26 protein-coding genes and 1 tRNA gene are annotated in these 26,334 nt (G+C 43.4%); 14 read left to right on the top strand and 13 right to left on the bottom strand.

What is annotated here, in order from left to right:
* Nucleotides 1-52 precede the first annotated feature (52 nt).
* Complete coding sequence (locus M886_RS06850) at nucleotides 53-1,372, top strand: anaerobic sulfatase maturase (RefSeq protein ID WP_015412160.1); 1,320 nt, start codon at nucleotides 53-55, stop codon at nucleotides 1,370-1,372.
* Between the two features lie 163 nt (nucleotides 1,373-1,535).
* Nucleotides 1,536-3,074 (top strand): arylsulfatase, encoded by a 1,539-nt coding sequence (locus M886_RS06845; RefSeq protein WP_015412159.1) that lies wholly within the window; start codon nucleotides 1,536-1,538, stop codon nucleotides 3,072-3,074.
* A gap of 6 nt (nucleotides 3,075-3,080) precedes the next feature.
* Here the strand turns inward: M886_RS06845 and M886_RS18620 are convergent, their stop codons facing one another.
* Nucleotides 3,081-3,248 carry a hypothetical protein gene (locus M886_RS18620; RefSeq protein WP_155395583.1) on the bottom strand — a complete coding sequence of 56 codons (168 nt, stop codon included), beginning with the start codon at nucleotides 3,246-3,248 and terminating at the stop codon, nucleotides 3,081-3,083.
* A gap of 214 nt (nucleotides 3,249-3,462) precedes the next feature.
* Between M886_RS18620 and lysA the strand changes: the two genes are divergently transcribed.
* Complete coding sequence (lysA, locus tag M886_RS06835; RefSeq protein ID WP_015412155.1) at nucleotides 3,463-4,725, top strand: diaminopimelate decarboxylase; 1,263 nt, start codon at nucleotides 3,463-3,465, stop codon at nucleotides 4,723-4,725.
* Nucleotides 4,726-4,936: 211 nt separating this feature from the next.
* Here the strand turns inward: lysA and M886_RS06830 are convergent, their stop codons facing one another.
* Nucleotides 4,937-5,491 (bottom strand): ferredoxin domain-containing protein, encoded by a 555-nt coding sequence (locus M886_RS06830; RefSeq protein ID WP_048036531.1) that lies wholly within the window; start codon nucleotides 5,489-5,491, stop codon nucleotides 4,937-4,939.
* 238 nt (nucleotides 5,492-5,729) lie between these two features.
* Between M886_RS06830 and M886_RS06825 the strand changes: the two genes are divergently transcribed.
* The gene (locus tag M886_RS06825; protein WP_011033817.1) at nucleotides 5,730-6,068 is read left to right on the top strand and encodes a winged helix-turn-helix domain-containing protein; all 339 of its coding nucleotides are present in this window, start codon (nucleotides 5,730-5,732) and stop codon (nucleotides 6,066-6,068) included.
* A gap of 165 nt (nucleotides 6,069-6,233) precedes the next feature.
* Here the strand turns inward: M886_RS06825 and pscS are convergent, their stop codons facing one another.
* The 7 genes from pscS to M886_RS06790 form a co-directional block, all read right to left on the bottom strand.
* Entirely contained in the window at nucleotides 6,234-7,394 is a 1,161-nt protein-coding gene (gene pscS, locus M886_RS06820) for an O-phospho-L-seryl-tRNA:Cys-tRNA synthase (protein WP_048040789.1), read from the bottom strand.
* 304 nt (nucleotides 7,395-7,698) lie between these two features.
* Nucleotides 7,699-7,977 (bottom strand): DNA-directed RNA polymerase subunit L, encoded by a 279-nt coding sequence (locus tag M886_RS06815; RefSeq protein ID WP_048044055.1) that lies wholly within the window; start codon nucleotides 7,975-7,977, stop codon nucleotides 7,699-7,701.
* Nucleotides 7,978-8,072: 95 nt separating this feature from the next.
* Nucleotides 8,073-9,023, bottom strand: a complete 951-nt coding sequence (locus M886_RS06810) for an exosome complex RNA-binding protein Csl4 (RefSeq protein WP_048040786.1) — start codon at nucleotides 9,021-9,023, stop codon at nucleotides 8,073-8,075.
* A gap of 302 nt (nucleotides 9,024-9,325) precedes the next feature.
* Nucleotides 9,326-9,919, bottom strand: coding sequence for an METTL5 family protein (locus M886_RS06805; protein WP_048050917.1), 594 nt, complete (start codon nucleotides 9,917-9,919; stop codon nucleotides 9,326-9,328).
* Between the two features lie 83 nt (nucleotides 9,920-10,002).
* Nucleotides 10,003-11,010 (bottom strand): diphthamide biosynthesis enzyme Dph2, encoded by a 1,008-nt coding sequence (dph2, locus tag M886_RS06800; protein ID WP_048050916.1) that lies wholly within the window; start codon nucleotides 11,008-11,010, stop codon nucleotides 10,003-10,005.
* Nucleotides 10,991-11,560, bottom strand: coding sequence for a hypoxanthine/guanine phosphoribosyltransferase (hpt, locus tag M886_RS06795; RefSeq protein ID WP_015412150.1), 570 nt, complete (start codon nucleotides 11,558-11,560; stop codon nucleotides 10,991-10,993). Before hpt ends, dph2 begins: the two co-directional genes overlap by 20 nt.
* A gap of 448 nt (nucleotides 11,561-12,008) precedes the next feature.
* Nucleotides 12,009-14,135, bottom strand: coding sequence for an FmdE family protein (locus tag M886_RS06790; protein ID WP_048050915.1), 2,127 nt, complete (start codon nucleotides 14,133-14,135; stop codon nucleotides 12,009-12,011).
* 176 nt (nucleotides 14,136-14,311) lie between these two features.
* Here M886_RS06790 and M886_RS18615 point away from each other — a divergent pair, with 176 nt between their 5' ends.
* Nucleotides 14,312-14,449 carry a hypothetical protein gene (locus M886_RS18615; RefSeq protein WP_160173160.1) on the top strand — a complete coding sequence of 46 codons (138 nt, stop codon included), beginning with the start codon at nucleotides 14,312-14,314 and terminating at the stop codon, nucleotides 14,447-14,449.
* A gap of 93 nt (nucleotides 14,450-14,542) precedes the next feature.
* On the opposite strand, the gene cofD is transcribed toward M886_RS18615, so the two are convergent.
* Nucleotides 14,543-15,475 carry a 2-phospho-L-lactate transferase gene (cofD, locus tag M886_RS06785; protein WP_048047471.1) on the bottom strand — a complete coding sequence of 311 codons (933 nt, stop codon included), beginning with the start codon at nucleotides 15,473-15,475 and terminating at the stop codon, nucleotides 14,543-14,545.
* Between the two features lie 137 nt (nucleotides 15,476-15,612).
* On the opposite strand from cofD, the gene M886_RS06780 reads away from it, so the two are divergent.
* From M886_RS06780 to M886_RS06755, 6 genes are all read left to right on the top strand, one after another.
* Nucleotides 15,613-16,830, top strand: a complete 1,218-nt coding sequence (locus M886_RS06780) for an HD domain-containing protein (protein WP_048047469.1) — start codon at nucleotides 15,613-15,615, stop codon at nucleotides 16,828-16,830.
* A gap of 5 nt (nucleotides 16,831-16,835) precedes the next feature.
* Nucleotides 16,836-17,216 carry a prenylated flavin chaperone LpdD gene (lpdD, locus tag M886_RS06775; protein ID WP_015412146.1) on the top strand — a complete coding sequence of 127 codons (381 nt, stop codon included), beginning with the start codon at nucleotides 16,836-16,838 and terminating at the stop codon, nucleotides 17,214-17,216.
* Entirely contained in the window at nucleotides 17,216-17,830 is a 615-nt protein-coding gene (locus M886_RS06770) for a UbiX family flavin prenyltransferase (RefSeq protein WP_048050914.1), read from the top strand. Before lpdD ends, M886_RS06770 begins: the two co-directional genes overlap by 1 nt.
* 157 nt (nucleotides 17,831-17,987) lie before the next feature.
* Nucleotides 17,988-18,062 (top strand) — tRNA-Pro (locus M886_RS06765).
* 479 nt (nucleotides 18,063-18,541) lie between these two features.
* On the top strand, nucleotides 18,542-18,781 hold the full coding sequence (locus tag M886_RS06760; RefSeq protein WP_048050913.1) for a DUF7557 family protein: 240 nt from the start codon (nucleotides 18,542-18,544) through the stop codon (nucleotides 18,779-18,781).
* Complete coding sequence (locus M886_RS06755; protein WP_048050912.1) at nucleotides 18,782-19,045, top strand: type II toxin-antitoxin system RelE family toxin; 264 nt, start codon at nucleotides 18,782-18,784, stop codon at nucleotides 19,043-19,045.
* Between the two features lie 752 nt (nucleotides 19,046-19,797).
* Here M886_RS06755 and M886_RS06750 read toward each other — a convergent pair.
* The 3 genes from M886_RS06750 to M886_RS06735 form a co-directional block, all read right to left on the bottom strand.
* Entirely contained in the window at nucleotides 19,798-20,055 is a 258-nt protein-coding gene (locus tag M886_RS06750) for a hypothetical protein (protein ID WP_152558000.1), read from the bottom strand.
* Between the two features lie 595 nt (nucleotides 20,056-20,650).
* Complete coding sequence (locus M886_RS06740) at nucleotides 20,651-22,810, bottom strand: ATP-binding protein (protein ID WP_235203889.1); 2,160 nt, start codon at nucleotides 22,808-22,810, stop codon at nucleotides 20,651-20,653.
* Nucleotides 22,800-24,149, bottom strand: a complete 1,350-nt coding sequence (locus M886_RS06735) for a DNA double-strand break repair nuclease NurA (RefSeq protein ID WP_048040778.1) — start codon at nucleotides 24,147-24,149, stop codon at nucleotides 22,800-22,802. Before M886_RS06735 ends, M886_RS06740 begins: the two co-directional genes overlap by 11 nt.
* Before the next feature lie 183 nt (nucleotides 24,150-24,332).
* On the opposite strand from M886_RS06735, the gene M886_RS06730 reads away from it, so the two are divergent.
* From M886_RS06730 to M886_RS06720, 3 genes are all read left to right on the top strand, one after another.
* On the top strand, nucleotides 24,333-24,593 hold the full coding sequence (locus tag M886_RS06730) for a DUF2683 family protein (RefSeq protein ID WP_048040776.1): 261 nt from the start codon (nucleotides 24,333-24,335) through the stop codon (nucleotides 24,591-24,593).
* A gap of 2 nt (nucleotides 24,594-24,595) precedes the next feature.
* Entirely contained in the window at nucleotides 24,596-24,856 is a 261-nt protein-coding gene (locus M886_RS19460; RefSeq protein ID WP_048040774.1) for a type II toxin-antitoxin system RelE family toxin, read from the top strand.
* Nucleotides 24,857-25,218: 362 nt separating this feature from the next.
* Entirely contained in the window at nucleotides 25,219-26,103 is an 885-nt protein-coding gene (locus M886_RS06720) for a follicular epithelium yolk protein subunit (protein WP_048040772.1), read from the top strand.
* Nucleotides 26,104-26,334: the final 231 nt, after the last annotated feature.

Genomic DNA, 26,334 nt, shown 5'->3' with positions numbered 1-26,334 from the left:
GACTTTTTCCAGCCCACAGGAAAGTCTATTTTACTCAGGGAGAAAGTTCTGAATGACAATACAAAACCGCCTTCCTCATCGCATTCATGTTCTAGCAAAGCCAGCAGGGGCTATCTGTAACCTGGCCTGCACATATTGTTTTTTTCTTGAAAAGGAACTGCTCTATCCTGGAAGCAGGTTCCGAATGTCAGATGAAATACTGGAAAACTATATCAGGCAGCTCATCGCAGCCCACAACAGTCCGCAGGTGACCGTTGCCTGGCAGGGAGGTGAACCCACGCTTATGGGCATCGACTTTTACCGGCGTGCCGTCGAGCTGCAGGAAAAGTACAGAAAACCAGGCATGACGTTCGAAAATACAATGCAGACAAACGGCACGCTGCTGGACGACGAGTGGTGCCGGTTCTTTAAGGAAAACAATTTTCTAATAGGGATCAGCATCGATGGACCGCGTGAACTTCACGACGCCTACAGGGTGGACAAAAAAGGGGGAGGAAGCTTCGATAGGGTCATGAAGGGGCTCCGCCTCCTGCAGAAACACGGCGTGGAATATAACGTCCTGACCACAGTAAACAGGGTCAATGCCGATTATCCGCTGGAAGTCTACCGATTCCTGCGGGATGAAGCAGGGACTGACTGGATTCAGTTTATCCCGGTTATTGAGAGGATCAATGATGAAGGGCGTACCCTTTACCAGCAAGGGGACAGAGTCTCGGACCGTTCTGTGCAGCCCGAGCAGTTTGGAGGTTTCCTTAGCCGCATTTTCGACGAATGGGTAAGAAATGATGTTGGAAGGGTATTTGTGCAGACTTTTGAGGCTTCTGCACGCAGATGGCTGGGGCTGCCTTCAGGAATGTGCGTTTTTGAGGAGACATGCGGGACCGGGCTCGCTCTTGAGCATAACGGAGATCTTTACTCCTGCGACCATTTTGTGGAACCGGAATACCTCCTGGGCAATATTATGGAAAATGAGCTGGGAGTGCTTGCTGCTTCGGAAAAGCAGTACAGGTTCGGGCAGGATAAACGCGACACTCTACCGCAGGTATGCCGGGAATGCGAGGTGTTCTTCGCCTGCAGGGGAGAATGTCCTAAAAATCGCTTCCTGACCACTCCTTCAAGAGAATACGGCCTGAACTACCTCTGTAAGGGCTGGAAAGCTTTCTTCCAGCATGTCGATTATCCGATGCAGATAATGGCAGGATTGATGCGCAGGGGTTACCCGGCATCAGAGGTGATGAGGATTCTGGCTCTTGATGAAGCTTTTCAAAGGACAGGACGCAACGAACCCTGTCCCTGTGGCAGCGGGCTCAAGTTCAAACGCTGCCATGGACGCAAGGATACCAGGGTAAAGAAAGAGGAAATGGGCATGTAATTTACGTGGATACTGTACATGCGAAAAATGCTGCGGAAAAAAAAATGGCACCATTAAAGAAAAATCCGATATCCGGTAAAGGAGGGTCTTGAAGGAAGAGGGGGCGGAAATACATTAGCACGCGATAATTCTGGTTGTCGATAATCAGAAAGGAGAATAAACAATGGGAGAAAAGAAACCAAATATTCTGGTCATCTGGGGAGATGACATCGGTATCAGCAATCTCAGCTGCTACAGTGATGGATTAATGGGGTACAGGACACCTAACATAGACCGCATAGCCAACGAAGGCATGAGGTTCACAGACTCCTATGGAGAACAGAGCTGCACAGCCGGACGTGCAGCGTTTATTACAGGCCAGAGCCCTTTCAGGACAGGACTGAGCAAGGTGGGCCTGCCCGGGGCAAAGACAGGACTGCAACCCGAAGACCCTACCATTGCTGAACTTCTGAAAGCCCAGGGATATGCAACAGGCCAGTTTGGCAAGAATCACTTTGGAGATAGGAACGAATATCTGCCTACAGTTCATGGTTTTGATGAGTTCTTTGGGAACCTCTACCACCTGAATGCCGAAGAAGAGCCTGAGCTGCCTGACTATCCTCCCGGGGAGGACTTCCCACTTTTCAGGGAACGGTTTGGTCCGAGGGGAGTGATGCATTCGTGGGCCACTGATGAAGATGATCCTACCGAGGACCCGCGCTGGGGTCGTGTGGGTAGACAAAAGATCAAAGACACAGGTCCGCTGAGCAGGAAACGCATGGAGAAGGTTGACCTTGAGTTCATAGAGGCTGCCATTGATTTCATTAAGCGCCAGAAAGAAGCAGGTAAGCCTTTTTTTGTATGGCTCAACACCACCTGGATGCATTTCAGAGTGCATGTCCCTGAAGAGATCCGAGGTCAGGCAGGGCGCTGGCAGTCGGAGTATCACGATGCAATGATCGAGCACGATAGGCAGGTTGGCATGATGCTTGACCTGCTTGACGAGCTGGGTATTGCCGAGGATACCATCGTTTTGTACAGCACAGACAATGGACCTCATATGAATTCCTGGCCCGATGCAGCCATGACTCCTTTCCGTTGTGAGAAAAATTCAAACTGGGAAGGTGCTTTCCGCGTTCCTGAAGTCGTGCGCTGGCCGGGTAAGATACCTGCAGGCGTTGTATCCAACGAGATCATAAGTCACATGGACTGGATGCCAACTTTCCTTGCCGCTGCAGGAGTGCCGGATATAGGAGAGAAACTTAAAAAAGGACACCAGAGCGGTGAAAAGAACTTAAAGGTGCATCTCGATGGTTATAACCTGTTACCTCACCTTACAGGCAAGGAAAAAAAGTCCCCGCGCATTGAATACTTCTACTTCTCCGATGACGGGGACCTGGTTTCAGCACGGTATGACAACTGGAAACTGGTGTTCATGGAACAGCGTGCTGTCGGAACCCTGCAGGTATGGGCTGAGCCCTTTGTACCTCTGCGTGTTCCAAAGATATTCAATCTTCGAACAGACCCGTATGAGCGCGCAGACATGACCTCCAATACATACTATGACTGGATGCTTGACCATGCTTTCCTTTTGATACCGGCCCAAAAAATAGTTGGTGACTTTTTGTCTACTTTCATAGAATTCCCGCCACGTCAGAAGGCAGCCAGTTTCACCATAGACAGGGTGATGGAAAAACTCCTGGAGGGAATAGGCAGCACCTGATTGGGATTAAAATACATGAAAATCGTTGTTTTCTGGCTCTTTGAGCCAGCTGGCAACTTTAACAGATATCACATACCTGAGAAAGCTAGCCGGAACTGACATGCATGGAAAATACATGATATAGAGGGCAAATATAATGGGCCTGTATGCCAGCCTTCCGGTAATTCTGCTCATAATCTCATAAAACTTATAATTCATGAACCGGTTAGTTCTGAAATTGTATCCAGATAAAATCAGTAAAAGTCAGAGATAATTATGAGTACTTACTCGGAAACATAGTAAATCGGAGCTGCTGGATAGAGGAAAGACTAATAAAGGAATAAAAGTTCAAATTGATACAGAATAGATATAGAATTGATAAACAAAAATCAGACAAAAGGTTACGATAATGGTTTCAAAAAACCTGCCCTTCAAAAAAGAAGATATCCTGAAAATAATGGAAAAATACCCAACTCCGTTTCATATTTACGATGAGAAAGCCATAAGGGAAAACGCCAGAAGAATGAAATCCGCCTTTAAAGATATTCCGGGTTTCAAGGAGTTTTTTGCAGTAAAAGCCCTTCCCAACCCCTTCATTCTTAAGATCCTCAAAGAGGAAGGTTTCGGGGCAGACTGCAGTTCTCTGCCGGAACTCATACTTGCGGAAAAAGCGGGGATGACAGGCGGTGACATCATGTTCAGTTCCAATGACACGCCGTCTGAAGAGTTTATAAAGGCAAAAGAGCTTGGCGGCTTTATCAACCTTGATGATATCAGCCACATCCCTTATCTGGAAAAATCCGCAGGGCTTCCTGAGATCGTTTGCTTCAGGTACAATCCAGGACCCCTGAAAGAAGGAAATGCAATCATTGGAAAGCCTGAAGAGGCAAAATACGGATTTACAAGGGAACAGATGTTTGAAGGGTACAGGATCCTAAGGGACAAAGGAGTAAAGCGCTTCGGGATGCACACAATGGTCGCCTCGAACGAGCTTAACTCTGATTACTTTGTGGAAACCGCAAGGATCCTTTTCGAACTTATAGTCGAGATTTCAAAGGGACTGGGAATTCAGTTCGAGTTCGTAAACCTCGGAGGAGGAATAGGCATCCCGTACAGGCCAGAGCAGGAGCCCGTCTCCCTTGAAGCCGTGGCAAAAGGTGTAAAAGAGGCTTATGATGCCACAATCACAGCTAACGGGCTTGCTCCTCTCAAAGTATACCTCGAATGCGGCAGGGTCATTACGGGTCCCTACGGATATCTTATCTCTCAGGTCAGGCACTTAAAAAGCACATACAAAGACTACGTGGGCCTGGACTCCTGTATGGCAAACCTGATGCGTCCAGGGATGTACGGTGCCTACCACCATATTACGGTACTTGGAAAAGAAAAGAAATCACCTGCTCATAAATATGATGTGACCGGCTCTCTCTGCGAAAACAATGACAAGTTTGCAATCGACAGGATGCTTCCCGAGGTGGAAATAGGAGATATCCTGGCAATTCACGATGCAGGCGCACACGGACATGCGATGGGCTTCAACTACAACGGAAAACTCCGCTCAGCCGAACTCCTGCTGAGAGAAGACGGAAGCGTTGTGCAGATCCGCAGGGCAGAGACCATCGAAGATTACTTTGCAACCCTGGATTTTGAGCAGTTGAAAAGTTTCAGGTAAGCAGCTTTCCAAAAAATTATAGTAAAAAAGTAACTGGCGGATAAAACCCAATTTCTTGAAATCCGTCTTTTTCTTTTTTAGCTTTATTTATTCCTTATTTTTGCTCTCTTCTTATTTTTGCTCTCTTCTTATTTTTGCTCTTTACTGGATTTATTATTCAAACGGTTTTTTAGCATATAGTGAGAACCCAATTTATGTTTTTAACTTTAATTCAGGATTTTCTCGTTGATTCCCTGTCAAAGAAGATGTTTTTCCCTTTAACACTGAGAGGAAGTCCCATTGCAACATCCGCATCAATCATTTTAAAGTAACAGGCAGCAGCCCCTGCAGAATAAAGGACGCGGTTGTCGATGCAGAGATCTTTTGCCTTTGCAGCAGCAGAGCCCACAGCAATTCCGAGGTCAACGTACTTGATCATGCACTGGGGTCCGAAGAACTCTTTCTGCACCTTTTCCTGTTCAAGCATCTCTTTACAGGTATCAAACCCGCAGGCTCCGCAGTCAAGACCGGCTGCTCCCGAGGCTTTCAGGCCAATAAGGACGATCGCATCGGCATCCCTTACGTTCTTTGCATCCCTGATGAGGAACTTAAAGTCTTTAATCCCGCTCAGCTCTTCCATCCGGTCAGCAAGTTCAGATTTTTCCTCCTGAGAAAAGAGGCAGGTTACGATGTCATCAATTCCTTTGCCTTTCGGGGCTGTACGGGCTGCAGTCAGTATAATTTTTGCAAGCATTTCGATAGATTCGAGTTCAGGGTTGAGTTTCATGTAAGAAAAAAACCCCTGCCTATTTATAAATTAAGTGCTGAAACTCTGAACAATAAAATAAAAAAGTTCTGCGAAGCAATAGAACCTTTACATAAGAGCTGAATAAGAGGTCATCTGAAAGATTAAAATGATATATAAAGATAACGATATTTATTTATATTATTAGTCTAAAAAATAGAGAGATAGATATCATAATACAAACTTGTTCCAGAAAATGCTCTTGAAAAGGTGATAGAACATGGATTCAGATGAAAGTGAAAGAATAAAAAAAGAATGGCTCGAGAGGATGAAACGTGAAGGAAAGCTAACGCGAAACCCCACGGAAGATCATAAGTTCGGACTCAAGGTTCTTCAGAACACCACAAGAAGAGAGATCCTTATTTCGCTTGGAAGTGAGAGAAAATCCTTTGAGGAAATAAAAGAAAAATTTAACCTGAACGACTCCATGGCAAATTTCCACCTTAATATGCTGGAAGATGCACTTTATATCGAAAAAGTTGAAGAAGAAGGCAAGACATTCTATATCCCAACCCCTCGCGGAGAAGGTTATGTTGAGAATGTGGAAATGAAGAAGTAAGATGACCGGTGATGCAGTAAAAAGCAGCCTGAGCCAAAAAATATAGAAGCCCCGGAATTTAAAATTCAACTGAGAAATAACCGGGAATCAAAAAATAATTTACTGAAAGAAGGAGGCAATCCTTCATAATTACTGAAAGAGGAAGGAAAACCTCCATAAAAGACATTAAATATTTTCGTATTTCTTCAGGATATCCTCAAAGGCATCTGCAACAGTACCGAGTTTTTCCTTTCCGAGCCCGAAGGTGCTGAGTTTGAAATATTTTGTAAGCCCGGACTTGATGCCGTGAATATTGCGTTCTTTTAGCTCCCTGTAGAGGAAATATCTGCCGTTTTTGACTTTCTGGGAAATCTCGTAGAAACCCGGAGCTTCAAAGAACATAAGGTCGTGAGAATGCGGTTTCTGCCCGCGCTGGATAAAGCCCATGCCTTCAAGCCTTGAAGAGAACCAGCGGGCGTTTTCAACTTCCTGGTCCCAGTTACGTGTTCGTTTTACAACCTCAGGGAAAGAAGCCATCAGAGTCATAACTGTTGCTCCGCGGGCAGTGCAGCCAAGAAGTTCAATTTCCTTTACCTTGTTGTGTACGGATTTCCTGAATACGACAGGAGCATATTCTTCACTTACGCCCAGCACTCCAACGGGACCTGAAGCTGCCATGGACTTATGCCCGCTGCCTACAATAAAGTCAGCTCCGATTTCCTTTGCAGATACAGGCATTCTTCCTACGGAATATGCCCCGTTAAGAAGAAGAGGCACATCATATTCATGGCAGACCGACGCAATCTTTGCAGCATCCGGGATGTTACCGTAACTTCCGTCAGGGAAAGTAACAAGTGCCAGAACCGGAGGCTTCCCGTTTTCTTTCGTAACTTCTTCAATCGCCTTTCCGTACCCTTCCGGGTCAAGGTAATACTCCGGGCTGCCTGCGTGAGGCACTACCTTGATATTCAGTCCGGCTCTTTCGGCTGCAACATAAGAAGAATAATGGGCAAGCCCGTCAAGTACAACCCAGTCTCCGGGTTTTCCCATGGAATGCATGACAGCAAATTTGGATTCCCTTGCCCCGTTTGTAACCCGTGCTTCATCGCAGCCCAGAAACTCAGGAAGGGCTTTGTGTACGAAATCATGGATAGGAGGCTTTTTGACGAGGTCGAGAACTCCACCACAGAAGTCACAGACAGAATAACCGTCTCCCCATTCAACAAGTGCCTGTTTAGCAGCCCCGGTCAAAAGTCCTCCTGTCTGAAGAGGGTCGATGTTTATGCTGCCGAGGGTCTCTCTCTTTATGAAACCAAACTTCTGTAAGGATGAGTCATCAAGTGTCATTTATTATACCTCATGTAAGAACTGTAATTCCTATTTAAAGCATGAATTTAACCTTAAATTTAGGATTACTCACTGAATAGCCCGATGTTAATTATAAATCAAATTGCTTAAGGCTCTGCGGTTCAATGATATGCAGAGAACTCATAAAAAAGTATTCCAGAAATAGTATAAACAATTCTAAAAAGACATCCCACCGTATAAAGTGGACGAATGATCTTTGAATGATCTTTATTTCTCTAATGTTTCCTGCTGAAAGAAAGAAATGGGCAAAACGCCTTAAAAAGACGTCCTGCGATCTTCAGTTTCAAGCATTTGCTGCTTTGCTGAAGACATCGATAAATTCGTCGCATTCAGAAACAATGATTGCTGCCACGTCCTTTAAAACCAGAATAGGATCCGCACCATCGGTTTTAATATAAAGGACAGGGTCACTGATGCTCACATATTTCATATCGTAAAAAGCCGTTACAACCCTTTCATCTTTAATCAGGAGGTCCTTAAGAAGATTAAGAAGGGTATGAGTTTCGCCTCTAAGCTCGACTTCAAGCTCATTATTTGTTTTGTTAAGAATGTTCAGTTCCACTGGTGACCACCTGTAAATGGTGAATTTAACCGGTCATAAATATGCCGTAAAATCTTTAACCTGCCGTAAATCCCTGAAGTAAGAGGAAGAGGAAATTACCTGATCCCTTTCCCATACTCAGTTGAGATCTTGCGGGTTTCAGTCATATTGCAGACCGGGCATTTAAGCTTTTTCCCTTCCAGCACAAGTTCTCCTTTGCAGTTTGAACAGTAAGCTTTTACAACTCCAAGAGAATCTTCAGCTGTAGTAAGGCGCATCCTCTCAACGTCAACTACCTTTGCTCTTACTATGTCAGAAGGCCTGAACTCATCTGCCAGCCTCTTCACATAGGAATCTCTCACACTGGAGACATGAATATCCCCGGTCCTTACACTAACGATTGCCCTGTTTTCTTTCCCTTCAATTCCTGCGACTTCCACCATTGCCCCGGACTCACGGACGTCAGATATCCGCCCGTACACGACATTTCCTACTTTGAGGATATTTGGAGTAATTGTGTTTGGCTTTACCGAGACCACTCTGGCTTTTCTGTCAATGAGCACATTACCCGTAGCAGTGGAATAGATGTCCCCTGCAATTACTGCAGTTCCATTGCCCGATTTGAACTCTTCTGTGGTTCCGACAAGTTCTCCAGGAAGTACAAAGCCTCCTTTTTCGAGATCTTCTTCAGATACAACGGCTTCTGCGGTGGGGGGCCTGAAACCCGGAGTTTCCTTTCTATCTCTGGGACCTTTCTTGGAATATGGGAATTTTCTCTTTTTATCAGGGCTGCCTTTGAACTGGTCCCTTGACTGGTCTCTGAATTGCCCTCTTGACTGGTCTCTGGGCTGAGACTTATACTGAGCTCGGGGCTGACCTTTAAACTGGTCTCTTGACTGCTCCCTGGGCTGGCTTTTAAATTGAGTCCTGGGCTGATCCTGTTGCTGACCCTTAAATTGATCCCTGCTTTCTTCATTTGAAGGAGCCGATTTCTCAGCTCCGTTCTTTCCTTCACCAGGACCTGTTAATTTTTTCCTGGTAGTCTTATTTTTTCGAATTCTAATCATGATCCCTCATTCGAATTATCGCTATTAATAATATAGATAATCGTTGTAACAATTTTTATAGCCTTTGTGGGACTGCTGGCGGAAAGCTGGATGTCGGTCACGATTGCTCACAAAAAGCATATCTGAAGTCATCAGTCCCGATTATACAATGTTAATGTGGATTTATTTATGGTATTATGGATTTATTCTCTATCTTATGATCTTTTCTTTGTTCAATAAGCTTATTAATTCCGCCTTTCAGAATGAAGCACAAAGAGATAAGCTGCAAAACATGACGCCTTAAAAGGTTCCCTGAATACAGGTCAGGCATGAACAGCAATTCTGTAAATCTCTACCTCAATAACCTCTCTTTCTTTTTGATGAAAGTCAAAAGTCCTCTTTATAGGGAACTTCGCAACGTACGAATGTGTAATGACCGCAGGCTTAATGAACTTTTGGATAAAAGCAAGGCTTCCGCGGTTGTGGATGGAGTATATTACTTCACTTGTTCTTAATGCTGACGAAAGAAAGGGTCTGTCCCTTCCCTTAACTCTTGCCCCAAAAGGAGGGTTCATAATTGTGGTTTTTACCCGTTCCGAGACTTCAGAGATATCGGAACAGATAAATTCAACGTCCACTCCGATCTTTTCAGCATTTTTTCGTGCAACCTCAAGAGCTCCCGGGTCAGTATCATACCCCACAACCTTCCTTGCTCCCAGAACCTTTGCCCCTATTGCGAGGATTCCCGTACCGCAGCCCAGGTCATGGACTGAATCATCAAGGTCTCCCTGCATGTAAGCGAAATGAAGAACTTCAGCAGCAAGGAGAGAAGGTGTCTGATACTGTTCCAGTTCAAGTTCAGGATCGGAAAAGCCTTCAATTTCCTCAAGCAGCATTTCAAGTTTTCTCTGTTTCATATCCTTTGTCTTTTAGTATTATTAGATTTAATTTTAGAATTGCTCGACCACGAATGTATGATTATGCAGCCATTTACTCCCAATCATACAGGTTCTTCAGTGATTTCGTCCAGCACAAGCTTTTCCCATTCGCGTTCCCCAAGCACTATTTCAAACTCCTGGGGTGTCAGCATAGGGGCAGGAAAACGTCCCACTTCATCAATAGCAAGCCTCGGGCAGGCTGTATTTACGAAAGCGTCTACTTTGAACTGGAGCAGCTGGTCCGGAGTTACGAGGTCGATCAGTATAAGGTGTGACTCTTTTCCATGCTTCTTTGCAAGTTCCTTTAAGGAAGAAGCAAGCTCCATCCTCTTCTGCCCGTTTTTGCTTGAGACAATAATCCCGAAGACCTGTGCATCCAGGGACTTTGCGATTACCGCACTCCTCTGGCGCAGAATCCTTGAAGGGTCAACCTCGCGGACCTCTCCAGAGAAAGGATCGGCTGCAAGGACACGTTTCTTTGTGGAAAGAGCTACCCCCAGGGGGTGGAAATCTCCGCTTCCGATATAGAGATACTCATCACAGTCTTCATCCCGGGCTGCAGAGAAATTGCAGCCGAGAACCTGTCCAGCATAAGCAATTCTGGAGTCACCACGCCCGATTACGCAGGTCTTTCCCATTCTCTCCAGCACGCCACATACATCAGGAAGTTTATGGACGTGCTGAACAGTAGTGATCAGCCCTATTTTTTGCCCTTTAAGCTCAGGGACAGCCTTTTCAATAACATGCAGGACGTCCACCGAAGACCGGGTTTCGATAAAATAGACTTTATTCGAGAGCCTGATGTCTTCCAGTTCCGCATGTCCGAAATGGAAAAGTATGTCAACGTGGTAGAGGAGAGTCCTGTCCAGGTCACATGCTCCGAAACACGGGTCTCCTGAGATAATAATTTCAGCTCCGGTAGCTTCTTCGACCTTCTTTGCCAGCTCCGGGCCCTTACGTTTTAACCCTTCAGGAAACTGAAAGCCCACAAGCTTTGCTCTGGTATCCTTTATTACGCTGATTATGTAATCAGGCCTGAGGTCGAATGCTTCACTGATTCCCAAAGACATTCTTAATCTCCACACCTTTCTCGCCCACATCAATTGTGACGAGAATCTTGGGTTCAACTCCGAGCTCCCTCAGCTTCAGGTAACCATCGCCGCGCCCGATAACGGAAATCACATCCATTACCTCTACACCTATTGTCTGCAGCGCTTTTACAAGGGCAAGGAGCGTACCTCCTGTACTGATAACGTCATCGACAATAATTATTCTGTCCCCTTTTTTTAGCCCGTTTATGTAGAGGACGCCCTTCGAATACCCTGTGCTCTGGGAGAGTTCAACTTCCCCTTCAAGGAAATAAGGCCGCTTCCGGACAATGGTAAGAGGAATCCCGGTTTTCAGGGAGAGCGCATTTGCAACCGGAATGCCCATAGCTTCCACGGTCAGGATAGTGTCAACGTTCATATCTGCGATCTCTGAGATGTAATCGGAAATCTCTTCTACCAGGTGAGGGTCGATGGAAGGTACCCCATCAGAAATAGGATGGATAAAATAGTTATACTCCCCTCGCTTGATTATAGGGGACCTGATCAGTGAATCTTTCAGTCTTTCAAGCATGGTTTTAACCTTTCTGGCTGTCTCAATATTCCGGGAAGTAAAAAATCCTGAAATTAAGCCTGCTCCTTTTAATACCGTTTCCCGAAGCTAGGAATATAAATATACATAAGCGCACGAACATGCTGCCGGGAGAGATAAATTGATTCTAAATTGATTCCAAGAAACATCGAAGTACTTGATATAATTTTGGTCTTCCGATTCCGCCTGTTTAGAATCAGGGTGCAGGAAATATTAGTAAATAGTTAAGTCAGTGTTAATAAATTTAAGGACGCTCAGATAAAAAATATAAAGACACTCAGATAAAAGATATAAAAATGGCAGAAAGTAAAAAATAAAGTCTGAAATAAAATTGAGAAAGAAAAACACAGGAAAGATAAAAAATAAGGTAAAGAGGAATCTACTAAAGATTCCACAAACTTTTTCACGCTATCCCAGGCTTGTATTTTGCTTATGCAGTTACTGCTTCAGTGGATTCCAGATTCTGAGGGCTGGCATCCTCTGCGAGGTTGAGAAGCCCTATAACTACATAAGGATTGGTATCTGCCTGTTTCATTTCGTTCAGGGCAGCATCATCGATATCAATGACAGCGATCTCTGTAACAAGACCGTCCCAATTTTCAGGATTCATAAGCCAGAGATCCTTCATATATTTTGAAACCCAGTCAGGATCACCTTCTTTTGCCCCGCAATTTGCACTCGCAACATCAGAGTTGTACCCGAGCACAACTGCCTTCAGAGTTCCTGCATTCTTATCCCTGACAACGAAAACTCCAGCAAGGTCGCTTCCAATTGCTTCAAGTTCCTCGTCTGTCAATTCAGAGACAAAAACCCCTCCTTTTCCAGGAGTAGCATCCCAGCGCTTGACAAAAACATCATCCTTACACCAGTGAGGAGTGGAGAAAACCGTATAACTTACCCCCTCTTCAAGCGGATAATTTTCTTCCATCCAGTTTGCAAGCACAAAGCCGCTCGAAACTCCGGGACAGAAGTGGTTGTGTATCTCCAGGCACTGCATAAGTTCATAATTGAGATTTCCTGTAGCCCAGGCATTGGAAATTGTAAGAATAGCAAATTCGCGCCCGTTAAAAATCTTTGAGTTTACTTTTTCACTCCAGGCTGCTATGGACTCCTGGCTTGCGGAAAGCTCATTAAAGTTTATATTTTCCGTTACCTGATAGCTGATTTTATCTTCGTTTTCGTATGTAACCTCAATGTAGGCACATTTTCCGCTTGCTTTGTCAAAGAAAGCAAACCAGAGAGGGGCGTTTCTTGCGTTCTGGACTACAAGCAGATTCTTTGTATATTTCAGCTCTTTTCCATAAAACTCAGAATAAAAGTCATTTAAAAAAAAATCGGACTCTGCAGGAGAGCCGATATCAGTCATTATAAAAGTGTTTTCAGGTCCGAGAGTCCCCAGCTCTGCTTCGGCTGCGGAAAAGACCTGATCCATCAGTTCCTTATCTTCAACTGGGGGATTAACATTTCCATTTGAGTTGAGAAGCCCGAGGACTTCATAGGGATTGGAACCTGCCCGCTTCATTTCACCAAGGGTATCCTTATCAATGTCGATAACCGCGATTTCCGTAACAAGGCCTTCTTCATCCCAGTTGCCTCTGCCCATAAGCCAGAGGTCCGCCAGGTATTTTGAAATCCATGCAGGATCATCCTTTTTTGCACCGCACTTCGCGTTCACGACATCAAAGTCAAACCCGAGAGCTACTGCTTTCATTGTTCCGGCGTTCTTATCCGTAACCACAAAGATTCCGGCAGGAGAATTCCCGATTGCTTCGATCTCTTCATCCGTCAGCGCAGAGACAAAAATTCCTCCTTTTCCAGGGGTGGCATCCCAGCGCTTGACAAAAACATCTTCTTTACACCAGTTGGGGCAGGAAAAGACCGTATAGCTTACCCCTTCTTTAAGCGGATAATTTTCTTCCATCCAGTTTGCAAGCACAAAACCGCTCGAGACTCCGGGACAGAAGTGGTTGTGTATTTCCAGGCACTGCATAAGTTCATAATCGAGATTTCCCGTAGCCCAGGCATTGGAAATTGTAAGAATGGCAAATTCATGCCCTTTAAAAACAGCAGAATTCACTTTTTTATTCCAGGCCTCTATAGACTTCTTATTTTTCGAAAGTCCATTAAAGTTTATATTTTCCGTTACCTGATAGCTGATCTTCTCCTCGTCTCCGTATGTAACCTCAATGTAAGCACATTTCCCGCTTGCTTTGTCAAAGAAAGCAAACCAGAGAGGGGCATTTCTTGCGTTCTGGACAACAAGCAGATTATCGGTGTATTTCAGGTTCCTTCCGTTAAATTCCGAGTAAAAATTGTCCAGAAAAACATAAGACTCTGCAGGAGAACCGAGATCTGTTATTATAAGTGTGTTTTCAGGTCCAATATTCCCGAGATTACTTTCGGCTACGGCAAAGACCTGAGCCATCAACTCCGAACTGTCAGTTTCAGCTGCCATCCCCGGGATGAAACACAGGGAAAAGACCAGTACTGTCAGAAAAACAAAACTGGTAATTTTTGTTTTGATTTTTTTATTAGTACATCCACGTATTCCAATCATATTTTTACCTCTTCTGCCCATAAGTCATTTATTTAATACTGCATTGGGTAGCATTTTTTAGAATATATAGCTTAATAAATAGAACAAAATATGGATTTTATGTTTTTTAGTATTACAAGTGATGAAAAAAATATTACTTAAAACTTTCGAATTTTATTGGCGTTGAAAATTCATACATGCAGAGAGGGAAGCAAAAGAAAATTTATAGAAAAAGAGAAAAAAACAATAATATAAAAAAACATAGAAAAAAAAAGAGAATAGAAAACAAAAAAGGTAGTGAAAAAGAAAGAGAAATGGGGTTTAAAATAATGTAGAAAGAAAGTGAAAAACAAAAGAGAAAAGAGAGTTAAAAATAAAAGAGAAAGAAAGTGAAAAACAAAAGAGAAAAAGAAATGAAAAAGGAAAAGTTAAGAGGGGCATACAATGTTGTCAAAAAGCCTGACCACAATCTCTGCCAGTTCTTTGCTCTTCTCAGTAGAGGTCATCAGGGTGTCTGCCCGTGAAGCATGGCAGCCAAGCCTTTCAAATGCGAATTCATCTGCACGGTCCCTTTCGTCAAAAACGAAAACATCAAGGAAATCCTGGTAGTATTCAGCAACTCCCATGGAAGAGACTTCAAGCCCGCAGGCAGGCATCAGTTTTCCAGCAGGGCCGCTGACAGGGGCATTCCCAATAATCGGGCTAACTGCAACGACCTTTTTCTTTTTCAACAGATCCTTCATCCCGGGGAGGGAAATAATCGGACCTATACTCGTGATAGGGTTGCTCGGCCCTATAAGGATATTTTCTTCCTTCTCAAAGGCTTCGAGCACTTTAGGAGAAATGGAAGCTTCGGAAACTCCCCTGATATCAACTCCACGCACATCTGGCTCTCCACGTTTTCCAATCCAGAAGTCCTGGAAATGCATAATTCCTTCAGCAGTTTCTATATAAGTGGAAACAGGATCATCGGACATTGGCAGGATATTTGCTTTGATCCCAAAAAGGGATGAAAGCTTCACTGTTGAATCCGTAAGGGACGCCCCGTCACGGATAATGTTCGAGCGGATAATATGGGTTGCCCTGTCCCTGTCTCCTAGCTTCAGTCCTTCTTCAATGCCGAGCTCCTTCATGCGCTCATAAGTCCCGAAGGTATCATTTTCTATGCCCCACCACCTCTTCCGGTCAATCTGGTCTGAGAAAAGATAGAGCACTGTATCAAGGTCTGGAGAGATCAGGTTCCCAGAAACCCAGAGGTCTTCGGCAGTGTTTACAACAACGGTCAGTTCCTCCTCAGGGAGGATTTCCTTGAGCCCGTCAAGGAGTTTGGGAGTTCCGGTGCCGCCTGAAAATATAATCATGATATTACCTGTTTCTAATCCCTGTTTCCGAATTATTATATAGTATTCGGGCAGCAGGTGCCCTGTAATTTACATCTTAAGTAATAGCATCAAAGTAATAGATACAGCAATATATAATGACATCTGTCTAAAGATTAATGAAAGTAGTCCTTGATCCCGTGCATGGTTACATCGAACTGGATGAAGTTGTTCAGGAGCTTCTGGACACCCCCCAGATACAGCGTCTCAGGAGAGTCAGGCAGCTTGGATTTTCAAACCTTGTATATCCAGGAGCAAACCATACACGTTTTGAACACTCACTCGGAACCATGCACCTTGCCTCCATGCTGATGAAAAACCTCGATTCAATTGACGAGGATAAAAAACTGGAGATAAGGGTTGCTTCCCTTTTGCACGATGTGGGGCATGGTCCATTTTCCCATGTAACAGAGAATGTTATTTATAAATATACCAGGCGCAGGCATGACGAGATAAAGGAAATCCTGGGGAAAGGGGAAATAAAAGAAGTCCTGAAAAAGTACGGGATTTACCCCGGTGAACTTGCAAAGCACGTCGAAGGCGAGACATCTTTAGGGCAGATTCTAAGCAGTGAGATCGATGTGGACAGGATGGACTACCTTGTCCGGGATGCACATTATACCGGCGTGGCTTTCGGAGTTGTGGACTACAACCGCCTGATAAATCAGATGCGTTTTCACGAAGACAGGCTTGTTGTTGACCAGGGAGGGCTCAAAGCAGCCGAATCTCTCCTGGTCTCCCGCTTCTGGATGAATACCTCGGTTTATTATCATCATGTTACCAGAATATCTGAAGCCATGTGCTCAAAAGCAGTTGAGCATATGATTGAAGACGGAGAAATTGACCCTATCCGGCTGAGCCAGATGGACGATATAGACTTAATAGCCGCAATGCGAAGCTCAAAGGGGTATGGAGGAGAACTTGCAAAGCGGCTCGATTCACGCAACCTATATAAACGGGCGCTCTATACAGGGCTTGAGGACGCAGGGAAAGGAGTGCTCAAACACCGGGATAAAATAGAGAGAGCAGAGAAGGAAATCGCAGAACTTGCCGGAGTGGACCAGGAATGTGTGCTTGTGGATATCCCGAAAACCCCTGAAATGCTTGAAATGAAGGCAATGATAAAAACAGACCATAAGCTGGTTTCCCTTAACGAAGCTTCGCACTTCGTATCCATATTGCAGGAGGCTCACATGGACAACTGGAGAATGGGAGTTTACTGCCCAAGGGAACACTGTGAAGCTGTAGGGAAGGCTGCAAAGGAATACTTTAACATAAAAAAAGTCACAAAACAATTCAAGCTGAGCGATCTGGAAAATACTAAAGTGCAGGAGTAAAATTTTTGTTTACCGTTACAAGGAAAGCCAGCAGGATAGAAATCACTCTCGAAGTGAAAAAACTGGGGGAAGACTACCTGCTAACCCTGACCGGCGGAAAAGAGCATGCTGGCGCAGTTGCAGTAGGGCTATTCGATGAAAAAAGCGGGAGAGCCAGCTCTTCTGTTATCACACTTCCCGGGCACAGGGAGGAACAGCTTGCCCTTGACAGCGCAAGACGGGTAAGCAAAGCAACAGGAAAAACATCGATAGTTGTTGTCGGAATTCATGTGGACAACATCAGCCTGGGAGAGATAAAAGAGATAGTTTCAACCGCAGAGGAAATGGTCGGAAACTTCATTGCCTCCTGTGAAAAAAGTGACGTTACAGCAAGGAGAAACGAATAATGGAAATAATTGTGGGCATCAGCGGAGCTTCAGGGGTCCAGTACGGGATCCGCCTTCTTGAAGTGCTGGCAAATAAAGGGATTAAAACCCATCTCGTACTGACCGAAGCTGCAAAACAGATAATCGAGATCGAGACTGATTTCCTGCCTGTTGAAGTGGAAAAACTGGCAACCTGGAATTATTCCCAGAAGAACTTTTCAGCTCCTATAGCCAGCGGCTCTTACAAAACTTCGGGAATGATCATTGCCCCGTGCAGCATGAAAACCCTTGGGGCGGTTGCAAACGGGATATCTGATTCCCTGATAACAAGGGCTGCAGATGTTTGCCTCAAAGAGGAGAGAAAACTGATCCTCATGACAAGAGAAACTCCCCTGAACCTTATACACCTTGAGAACATGCTGAAAGCCAGAAAGGCAGGAGCAAGCATCCTTCCTGCATGCCCGGGATTTTATTCCAGACCAAAGACTCTTGATGACATTATAGACACCATGGCTGGCAGGGCTCTTGACCTCCTGGGAATAGAAAATGACATTTACCAGCGCTGGAGACAGGAAAAAGCCGAGGATTTGGAGAATAATGGCTTGGAGAATAACGGCTTGGAGAATAACGGCTAAATGCCGGAAATTAGAGAATTCATCAAGTAAAAAAGGTAATCCAGACAATTAAGTGGGGAATATAAAATTTTGATCCTGTTTCGAGAAGTTAAGATACAGCCGTATGTTCTAACGAAAGCTATATAAAGGATAATCTCCTTTGTGAGGAGGTGCCCTTGGGATAGTAGGGTAGCTTGGTCCATCCTCGAGCGTTTGGGACGCTTGGACCGCGGTTCAAATCCGCGCTATCCCATCATTTTTTATCTTTTTTATATTTTCCACCTTTTTTACAGATGCTTTTGTAAAAATGAATATTTGCGGTTTATTTTTTAAGTTTTAGTGTTCTTAACCCCAGTGTTCTTAACCCCAGTGTATGAACCTATCCCAAAAGCTATTTTTTTATGCATTTATCATTAGGTTTCATTACTACTTTCTTGGTTAGTAGCTCGATTGATTACTTCAAAATTGAGAACTAAGTAAGTAGTTTTTGAGTTTTGAGATCAACTCTATTATTAAGCAGGATAATTTCTCCTTCGTAATTTTTCCACTTAAATTAGAGGAATTAGATAGCATATTACCATTCTTTTGATTTCCTCTTTATTCTACTGCATGCTGCTTATGAATTTTTGCAACAGAACCTTTAGAAGCGCCATAGATAGGGATATTCCCGTCAACCTGTGATTATCAAGCCTCTACAGAATAATTTTAACCTATAGAAACCTATAGGTTGTTATGGCAGCGACGACAACAATCTGTATTGATCCTAATATCAAGAGCAAGTTAGACGATTTAAAAGCATACAAAAACGAATCTTATAATTCTGTCGTTGAAAGGCTTATAAAAATGGCATATGACGAAGAACCATTAACAGATGAAGATATAAAAGGCATTGAGGAGAGCCTGGAGGATATTAAAGCGGGTAGAGTATACAGCGAAGAGGAAGCTAAACGTATTATGAGTATTGAGGATTAAATGTATTCTGTTAAGTATACAGCGCATGCGATTAAAGAAATGAATAAATTACCTGCTGAAATAAAAACAAAAATTTTCAGTGCTATTAGCAAAATCAAAGAAGACCCCTACTCACACGTCAAAAAACTAAAAACATCTGTTAAAACGCCTCTATATTCCTTAAGAGTAGGAGAATATAGGGTAATAATGGCAATTAAAGACCCTGTACTTATTATTCAGGTCGTTGAAGCCGGTAATCGGAGTAAAATATATCAAAATTATTGAGCTCTTACTCTCGGCTTTTTAGAGCTATTTTAAGAGCACCTGAAAAATTACCTGCCTGCCCTGGATATGCAAGCCATGAGCCTAATATAAAGCCTGTATTTACATCATAGGCTTCAATCCTGAGAAACGAATACTTCAGGTCAAAATATCAAAGATTCAAAACCTGTTTTCAAGAGTTCCACAAGCTGCAAAGGAAACATACTCTTACAAAATCCTCTTAATTCGTCCTTCAATCCTTTGTTAAAAACGAACTTCAATTTTCACAAAATTAGTATGAAATCTTTGCCAATTTGCGATACTAAGTATATATAGGAATCTTATTTTTACCGAAATTTCCACTGGAAAACTTCAAAATCATGTAAGTGCTCGAAAAATGCATTCTTCCTTCAATTTTGCTCTAATTTGTTCACTCGATTGAAAGCACCAATAGCGTTAGACATTGCCTATGTGTTTATGTTAGAAGTCATTCCAAAGACTATGTAACGCTTTTGAAAAACAGCTATCGGATAACCCTATATTTTGAAGAACAAATTTTTCCTATCGATAACCCCAGCTCTAACAGAAAAAAAAGGTAAGAAACACATAGGCTGTTGGAATTTATAGAACTTTAGGGTACACTGCCAGTACTTTTCTGAAAATGAGTGTATTGAATTTTCTCTGTAAGTTCCTGCATTTGAAGCCTATAGGAAAGATTATTCTCATACCAGAATAGTTGTACTTACTCGAAAAGATTGTGGGGAAGGAAGCAGGGATTAAGGTCTTTTATTATCTGTTAGTTCAAAAGACAAAAATCCGATTAATGCTGCTAATAGTACATTGGCAAATATCTCGGTTGCATCAAAAGCGGAGATTGTGCCAAGGCTGGTATTGTTAATACCATCTACAGTATAACCGATATAATCAAACATAAACGGTCCGATAATTGCTGACAAGCTAAAAAGAAAAATGGTCAGGCAGAAGATTAGGTATATTTTTAGATAATCTGTCTTGTTTTCGTCCTCAGTTTCCATCTTTATATAATAAGGATAATGGTTGATCGAATTGTAATGTTTAATTGAAGTTAACTTTTGTTTATTGCGATGTATACTCTGTATCAAAAGAAAACATACTATTAGGAAAATAAAAAAACATGCTATTGGAATTTTAAATAATGTTATTGATAGCAGTTATGTCACCCCTAACATCTTGTATAATATGTATAATAAGTTCTTGAAGTTTACTTCTTCTGTCTGTTTTAAAGAAATAAATTTTGATTTTTGGAAAATTATCTTGGTAGGGGATAAATTCAGGGTCCAGCAAGGATATAGAAGGATGCAAGCAGGATACAAGCAGGATACAAAAGAATCTGGATAAGCAAAATCCGGATATTTCAGGATACACTCTCTGTAAAAAGTACATGCTGGAAGACAGGTAAAAAAGAAAAGTAACCACAAAAAGAAGAGACACATGCCTTACTTCATAAGGCAGGCATGCGCTGAGAACGTCTTTCTGAAAAAGCAAGTTCTTATATGGTTTATATTCAATATCCGGTTTGTAAACACTTTTTTTCTTTTTTTACTTCACATTCATTATTTCTTAACTTTCTGCCCACATCTCTTTAGCGTTTTAGCGGTGCCTCACAACACAGCTTGAAAGCCCCAGGATTTCCACAATATCACTGTTGTCCGGGCTGTGGATTATCATCTGCCCTTTCTTAAGATAGGGAATTCTGCGTTCGTATTCCTTAGGGACTTTCAGGGAAGAGATTGCAGCATCGTTGTTGAGGTTAAGGATCAGCTTTGTATTTATCTGCTTGATGACAGTATCATCAATATCCTGAGGGTCCTGCGTTATCAAAAAGAGCCCGAGAGCTTCTTTTCTTCCCTGGCGGGCTGCGTCTGCAAAACGGGAAATTATAAGACGGGCATGTTCCCCGTTTGCTTTTGAGAGGTAGCGGTGAGCCTCGTCCAGCGCCAGGATAATCGGAGTTTCTTTTATGGCATCAATCCCTGTGGTATTGAGTTTGTTATCAACAATCAGGCTCATGATTGTGAGCACAATGAGATCCCTTATCCTGGGAGAGCTTATGTACTCGGTTGGGAAAACCGAAATCTGTCCCGGCTTGAAGATTTTGTCAACAATGTCGGAAATCGGGGTTGCATCGCGGTCAAAGACTTTTGAGAAGAATCTGCTGCTTACTCTCCTCACGATTCCGTCATAAGAAGACTCATGGATCCTGTTGCTGTCAACGTAATGAGAACGCGTGCCTTCATTTTCGATATGGCTTATAAAGTTCTGGTAGGTATGCGGCCCACTTGACTTGAAAAAGTCCCCCAGGAGCACATCAAGCCCTATAAATTGAAGTTCAGACATCCCGGCAGCTGCAATCAGCCAGGAATTATGTTCCACAAAGGAAAAAGGAATTGTAAACTCTATCTGCTCTGCCCTTGACTTGTCTCCGGGATACTTCTGTCCGTCAACCTTTGCTACAAAAGCCCTTGTTGACTGGACCCTGCCGCAGGCAACATTTTCGGATTCAAACCTGAATCTGTCGTCATCAGTCAGGGTTTCGTTGTCCTCGAAAATCTGGGAATACTCATCCTGAGGGTCCATAATAACGAGGCAGGGATTTTTCCTCGCATTATCAGAAGCATTCCTCAGCCTGTAACGGTTACTTTCGGTCATGAACTGGCGCAGAATGTTTTTAGATAGGAAGGTCTTTCCTGTCCCTGTGCTCCCGCAGATAAGCATATGCCTGAAAATAAGGGGGTCGCCCATCGAATAATCGTTTCTGAGATAATAAGCAACGGTTTCGGGCTCGGAATGTGTTTTTACAAGCTCTCCCCCGACGCTTAAATGCCCGAGGAAAACCCCTTCTTCCGGGATGTTCAGCCCTGTCTGGACTTCAAGCCTGTCCGTAACAGGCAGTATGGGAGTGTTCGGGCGGGGAATTCTGTCTGCCATCCTGCGTGTAAGTGCTCCCTCTGCTTTTTTTCGATAGAGGATACAGAGAGGATCAAGGCAGGCAAGAAACTTGTAGTCGGCTTCGTTTATGGGGCTTGCACGGGCATTCAACATGCGCCTTGAATGGATTTCGGTCGCATCGTCCACTGCAAACTCCTGCCTGTACTGGAGCTTCCCTACCCTTGCAAAGAGCTTTTCTCCATCTTCATAAGGCACAACAACATATGTTCCGAGCCTGATCTCACTCCTGCGGGCAGAAGCGATGTATCCTGTGATTGTGGCTGCCGAAGGCGTTATTTCCAAGGGTTCTATACCGGTTGTGACAATTCCGAAGGCTTCAACCAGGGACGGGGAGGCTCCGGAAATTCCGACATCATAGTCTTCAAACGTTTCAAACGGAAGTTCTTCCTTTTCGGAAAAATCGGCAGGATAAGAGTCTTCAGGATAAAAAGAGGAAGCAGGTGCCGGGACAGCTCTGGAAAGCCCGGAAAGTTCAGAAGCGCCTGAAAAAGTGCTTGAAAATGCTTTTGAATCACTACCTGAAGGGTTCTGTATGTCAGTTTCCGTAACAGTTTCAGGTAAAGGAACGGGGAGCTCTTCAAAAGCTGGCTTTGTGGCAGGATCAGAGCTTTCTTCAGAACCAGAGATTTCTTTAAAGAGATCTTTTTCCCGACCCCCGATCTCATTTTCGGGACTTATTTTTGACGCTGAGTTCCCGCCTGAAAGTGTCTCATTTTCCGAAACAGTAACCTTTTCAGGAGCAGAAACCGGCCTGGATTTTTTGGAAATAAAAGCGAAAATATCGGCATCTTCATATGTCATTGAACTTACCCCACCGGGTGTCATTATAAGTTGTATCAGGACTCATGCTTTCAAAGAATTTATCGATTTCCTGCCTCTCCACTTTCCGGATTTTTGCGAGATGGTCTGCCTTTGTGAGGGTAAGGGGAAAACCGTGCAGAGAAACGTCAAAGAGCACTTTTTTAGTAATTTGCATACGCAGGAAATCATCCTTAATAAGCCCGTAAGGGGCTTCAACCTTAAAAACCACATCCTTTGAAGGCACGTAAAGCATGAAGAAACATAGTGCATAATCTTCAGGGGAAAACCTGTGCCTGAGCTTTTGCTGAATCATGTCCCCGGCTGCAAGCGGGGAAGTCCCTTTAAGCATCTTTTCGTAATACCTGTTGGGCTGTAAAAACCAGTTGGTGTAAGTGAGATAAGCACTTCTGGAACCATAGTGCCTGCAATTATTCCCGTTATTTCCATTATTGTTTGAGTACCGCCCTTCATGCCCATTCCCGGAAGTTCCCCCTGCTTTTTCCAGTGAGAGTACATTTTTGAAAAACTGGGCATCCAGCATCCATGGAAGGTCAAAAGCTTCTCTTTTCTTTCTCACGCTGTCCATGATCTGCATATCAGTAGGATTTTTTACAAACCCAATTACAGGGATCTTCATTTCCAGAAAATGGTCCATGACATCAATGTAATTCTGGAGAATTTTTCGGGCATCAGGGTTCTGCCTGATCCTTACTTCAGCGTCGTCCAGAACCATCCAGTACATGAGCTGCTTTGGATAAATGGGCCCGTCCATTATGAAAAAGCTTTCAGGCTCCAGCCTGTCCTTCATAAAAAGCAAATGTTCGGATTCTGCCAGGTACATGGCAAAGCTGTGTACCATATCAGGAGCTTTTCTTTTAAGCTCATCAGGAGCAATTGTTACAAGCTTCGCCCTTCCAAGCCCTTCATCAAAGGTTTCCCATCCTGGTGTCGCCCGCATTGCAATTCTCCGGGAAGAGGAATAAGCTGCACAGACAATTGTCCTGCACCTCTGAACATCAAGGTCAGTAGGCGTTGCAGCCAGCCCGCAGTGGCAGAAATCCACAAAAAGCCCGCTGTCATAAGTTTTGGGATTCGTGCTCCCGCTGTCGCAGGCATAGGTAACAGGATAAGGATCTTCGCCCTGAGCCATCAACTCGGTTCTGACCATCCCACGGAAGAGTCGGTCCACAGCTTTAAGAATTACCTTCCCATCAACTTTCAATTCTTCAAGCAGCCTGTAAATATCCGCTGCCGTTTTCGGGTCATCAAACTCAAATGATCGGTCAATTCTCTCTGCAAGCTCCGAGATCTTATGCATATGCACGGGCTCAAGGGTCATGAATAAAAGATACTTTAAACAGTAATATATATTTGTTGAGTGAAAGCCGGTATAGTTTTACTGATAAGAAACCAGGTATATAAAGGGATAACTTACTGCATGAATATATCACAGTTGACATAATATCATTGATAAGATAATTTTATATTCGGCATGTGCATATAATGTGCATGTGGGATGTATATGATACAGGCTAGAGTTAAAATTTCGGACAGAACGAACCAGGTTCTGAATATTGTTAAAGCCAAATACAACCTGAAGGATAAGAGTGCTGCTCTCGACTTAGTTGTAGCTCAATACGAAGAGAAAATACTTGAGCCTCAATACAGTCCTGAGTTCATAAAGGAAATGCTTGATTCGGAGAATGATGAAGTAATTGGACCATTTGAAAACGCTGGTGAATTAAAAGCATACATAAAAAGCTTGCCTGATGAGGATGAGTAAGCTTGTACAAATTATTGGTCAAGGGGAAGCTTTTAAAAGAACTGCGAAAATTAAACAAGAAGAATCATGTACTTTTCGAGGCAGTCTTCAAAAAAGCTGATGAAATCTGTATCAATCCTCAACATTACAAAAATCTCAATTATCCCTTAAATAAATATAAACGAGTACATATTGATTCTAACTTTGTACTATGTTTTTCTGTTGACGAAAAAGAGCAAACTGTGACATTGGTGAAATTAGCCTATCACAAAGATGCTTATTGATTAAAGTTTAAAAATTGGGTAATGGGCTTGAGGAGTTATTGAAAACCGCAAGCAGAAAAATTTCTCTGTATTTTTCTCAAATTCGGGAGTTGTACTTGCTTTTTCAGAAATGATCAATAACTCACGGACATAACCCAAAATTTCCACCATGGTTTATTATTTTCGTATTCTCTGACAGAAGCTTCATATTTAATTTACTGTTTTCCTGAATTAAGCTCTGAATATGTACAGCTTGTTTTTGTGTAACTCAGTTTAACCGGCTTATCTGATCATCCTTCCGGCTCATATATACAAAACATGCACATGTATATTTTATAACTTCCTCAAAAAATTTATATCAAATTGATGCCATACATGAGAGCATGGGAATTCAAATAAGCATAAAGGCAGGAGCTGACGCATCAACTTCCAGCGTCAGCGCATCGGGAAGTGTACAGCACATCATCACAGACAATGAGAGAAAGACATTCGGCATTGAAGACGCAGGTCTCAAGAGTGCAGTTGAAAAATATTTTGGGAAGAAACCGAATGATGCATATCTTCACAGTCCCACTCCATGGGACGACCTTTACAAAACATACGGGTGGGCTGAAGTTCAAACAATACTTGACGTCAAGAGTTCAACAGTAACCGGGATTACTTCAGAACCAGTTATAGTGGCAACCAAGAAATTCGTCAACAGCAGCACAAAGGTAGCCACTTTCGATGCCAGCATTTCGGACCAGGTCAACGATACCACGGAAAGCAACTGGTCTCAGACAGACACAATCGATGTAGGGCAGAAGATTACTTATGAAGTCAGCTTCCTGGGAGCCGGAGGAGGGGGAGAAACGTCCATGTCTTACAGCCATTCCTGGGGTCAGGGAGGCTCTGAGAGCAAAAGCATTACAGTTGGTTCAAGTTCGGGAGTTACTGTTCAGTTAAACCCGGGAGAGTCGGTTGAAGCTGTATTGACCGCAAGCAGAGGCGTAATGAAGGTAAGGATTGTTTACCTGGCACATCTGACAGGCAGTACTGCTGTCAATTATAACCCGACTTACAAAGACCACCATTTCTGGGCCCTTCCCATTACCGGTGTTATGGGTGCTGCAAGCCTCTCAACTACCAGGGAATTTACAGAAGATATTGAGATCGGCTACTACTCAGACGCAAAAATAGAACTGAGAGACCCGACAGGACAGTTAAAGGCAACATTCCTGGCAGCCAATAAGCCAGCAATTGAAAAAATAGCTGTCAAAGCAGTGTAAAGCTTATAAGCCTATTAAGCGCAGACCCGGCAGTACACGAATTAAAGAGCCAGGCAATGATAATGAGAAATTTATGTTCTCAGTCAATCAGCTTGAGCATCTTTTTCTGGATTACCTGCCCTGTTCTGCTCAACTATTTTTTCATTTTTTAAAGAACTGTTCAGCTCTGTTTAATAGAAGGCTTCATTCTTTAAGTCGAAATCTGTGAGCTGATTTTTGTGAAGGGGTTTT

Source organism: Methanosarcina soligelidi, assembly GCF_000744315.1.
GTDB lineage: Archaea > Halobacteriota > Methanosarcinia > Methanosarcinales > Methanosarcinaceae > Methanosarcina > Methanosarcina mazei.
The sequence above is the reverse complement of the archived record's forward strand: the minus strand, read 5'-3'. Positions and strand labels throughout refer to the sequence as shown.

Bases quoted from the DNA above. Each gene is read 5' to 3' on its own strand.
- hpt (WP_015412150.1), bottom strand. From the start codon at position 11,560: ATGCTTGAAAGACTGAAAGATTCACTGATCAGGTCCCCTATAATCAAG.
- M886_RS06825 (WP_011033817.1), top strand. From the start codon at position 5,730: ATGGATTCAGATGAAAGTGAAAGAATAAAAAAAGAATGGCTCGAGAGG.
- M886_RS06770 (WP_048050914.1), top strand. From the start codon at position 17,216: ATGGAAATAATTGTGGGCATCAGCGGAGCTTCAGGGGTCCAGTACGGG.
- M886_RS06830 (WP_048036531.1), bottom strand. From the start codon at position 5,491: ATGAAACTCAACCCTGAACTCGAATCTATCGAAATGCTTGCAAAAATT.
- cofD (WP_048047471.1), bottom strand. From the start codon at position 15,475: ATGATTATATTTTCAGGCGGCACCGGAACTCCCAAACTCCTTGACGGG.
- M886_RS06730 (WP_048040776.1), top strand. From the start codon at position 24,333: ATGATACAGGCTAGAGTTAAAATTTCGGACAGAACGAACCAGGTTCTG.
- M886_RS06810 (WP_048040786.1), bottom strand. From the start codon at position 9,023: ATGATTAGAATTCGAAAAAATAAGACTACCAGGAAAAAATTAACAGGT.
- M886_RS06720 (WP_048040772.1), top strand. From the start codon at position 25,219: ATGGGAATTCAAATAAGCATAAAGGCAGGAGCTGACGCATCAACTTCC.
- M886_RS06790 (WP_048050915.1), bottom strand. From the start codon at position 14,135: ATGATTGGAATACGTGGATGTACTAATAAAAAAATCAAAACAAAAATT.
- M886_RS06735 (WP_048040778.1), bottom strand. From the start codon at position 24,149: ATGACCCTTGAGCCCGTGCATATGCATAAGATCTCGGAGCTTGCAGAG.
- M886_RS06740 (WP_235203889.1), bottom strand. From the start codon at position 22,810: ATGACATATGAAGATGCCGATATTTTCGCTTTTATTTCCAAAAAATCC.
- lysA (WP_015412155.1), top strand. From the start codon at position 3,463: ATGGTTTCAAAAAACCTGCCCTTCAAAAAAGAAGATATCCTGAAAATA.
- dph2 (WP_048050916.1), bottom strand. From the start codon at position 11,010: ATGTCTTTGGGAATCAGTGAAGCATTCGACCTCAGGCCTGATTACATA.
- M886_RS06755 (WP_048050912.1), top strand. From the start codon at position 18,782: ATGTATTCTGTTAAGTATACAGCGCATGCGATTAAAGAAATGAATAAA.
- M886_RS06780 (WP_048047469.1), top strand. From the start codon at position 15,613: ATGAAAGTAGTCCTTGATCCCGTGCATGGTTACATCGAACTGGATGAA.
- M886_RS06750 (WP_152558000.1), bottom strand. From the start codon at position 20,055: ATGGAAACTGAGGACGAAAACAAGACAGATTATCTAAAAATATACCTA.
- M886_RS06850 (WP_015412160.1), top strand. From the start codon at position 53: ATGACAATACAAAACCGCCTTCCTCATCGCATTCATGTTCTAGCAAAG.
- M886_RS06845 (WP_015412159.1), top strand. From the start codon at position 1,536: ATGGGAGAAAAGAAACCAAATATTCTGGTCATCTGGGGAGATGACATC.
- M886_RS06760 (WP_048050913.1), top strand. From the start codon at position 18,542: ATGGCAGCGACGACAACAATCTGTATTGATCCTAATATCAAGAGCAAG.
- pscS (WP_048040789.1), bottom strand. From the start codon at position 7,394: ATGACACTTGATGACTCATCCTTACAGAAGTTTGGTTTCATAAAGAGA.
- M886_RS18615 (WP_160173160.1), top strand. From the start codon at position 14,312: ATGCAGAGAGGGAAGCAAAAGAAAATTTATAGAAAAAGAGAAAAAAAC.
- M886_RS06805 (WP_048050917.1), bottom strand. From the start codon at position 9,919: ATGAAACAGAGAAAACTTGAAATGCTGCTTGAGGAAATTGAAGGCTTT.
- M886_RS18620 (WP_155395583.1), bottom strand. From the start codon at position 3,248: ATGAGCAGAATTACCGGAAGGCTGGCATACAGGCCCATTATATTTGCC.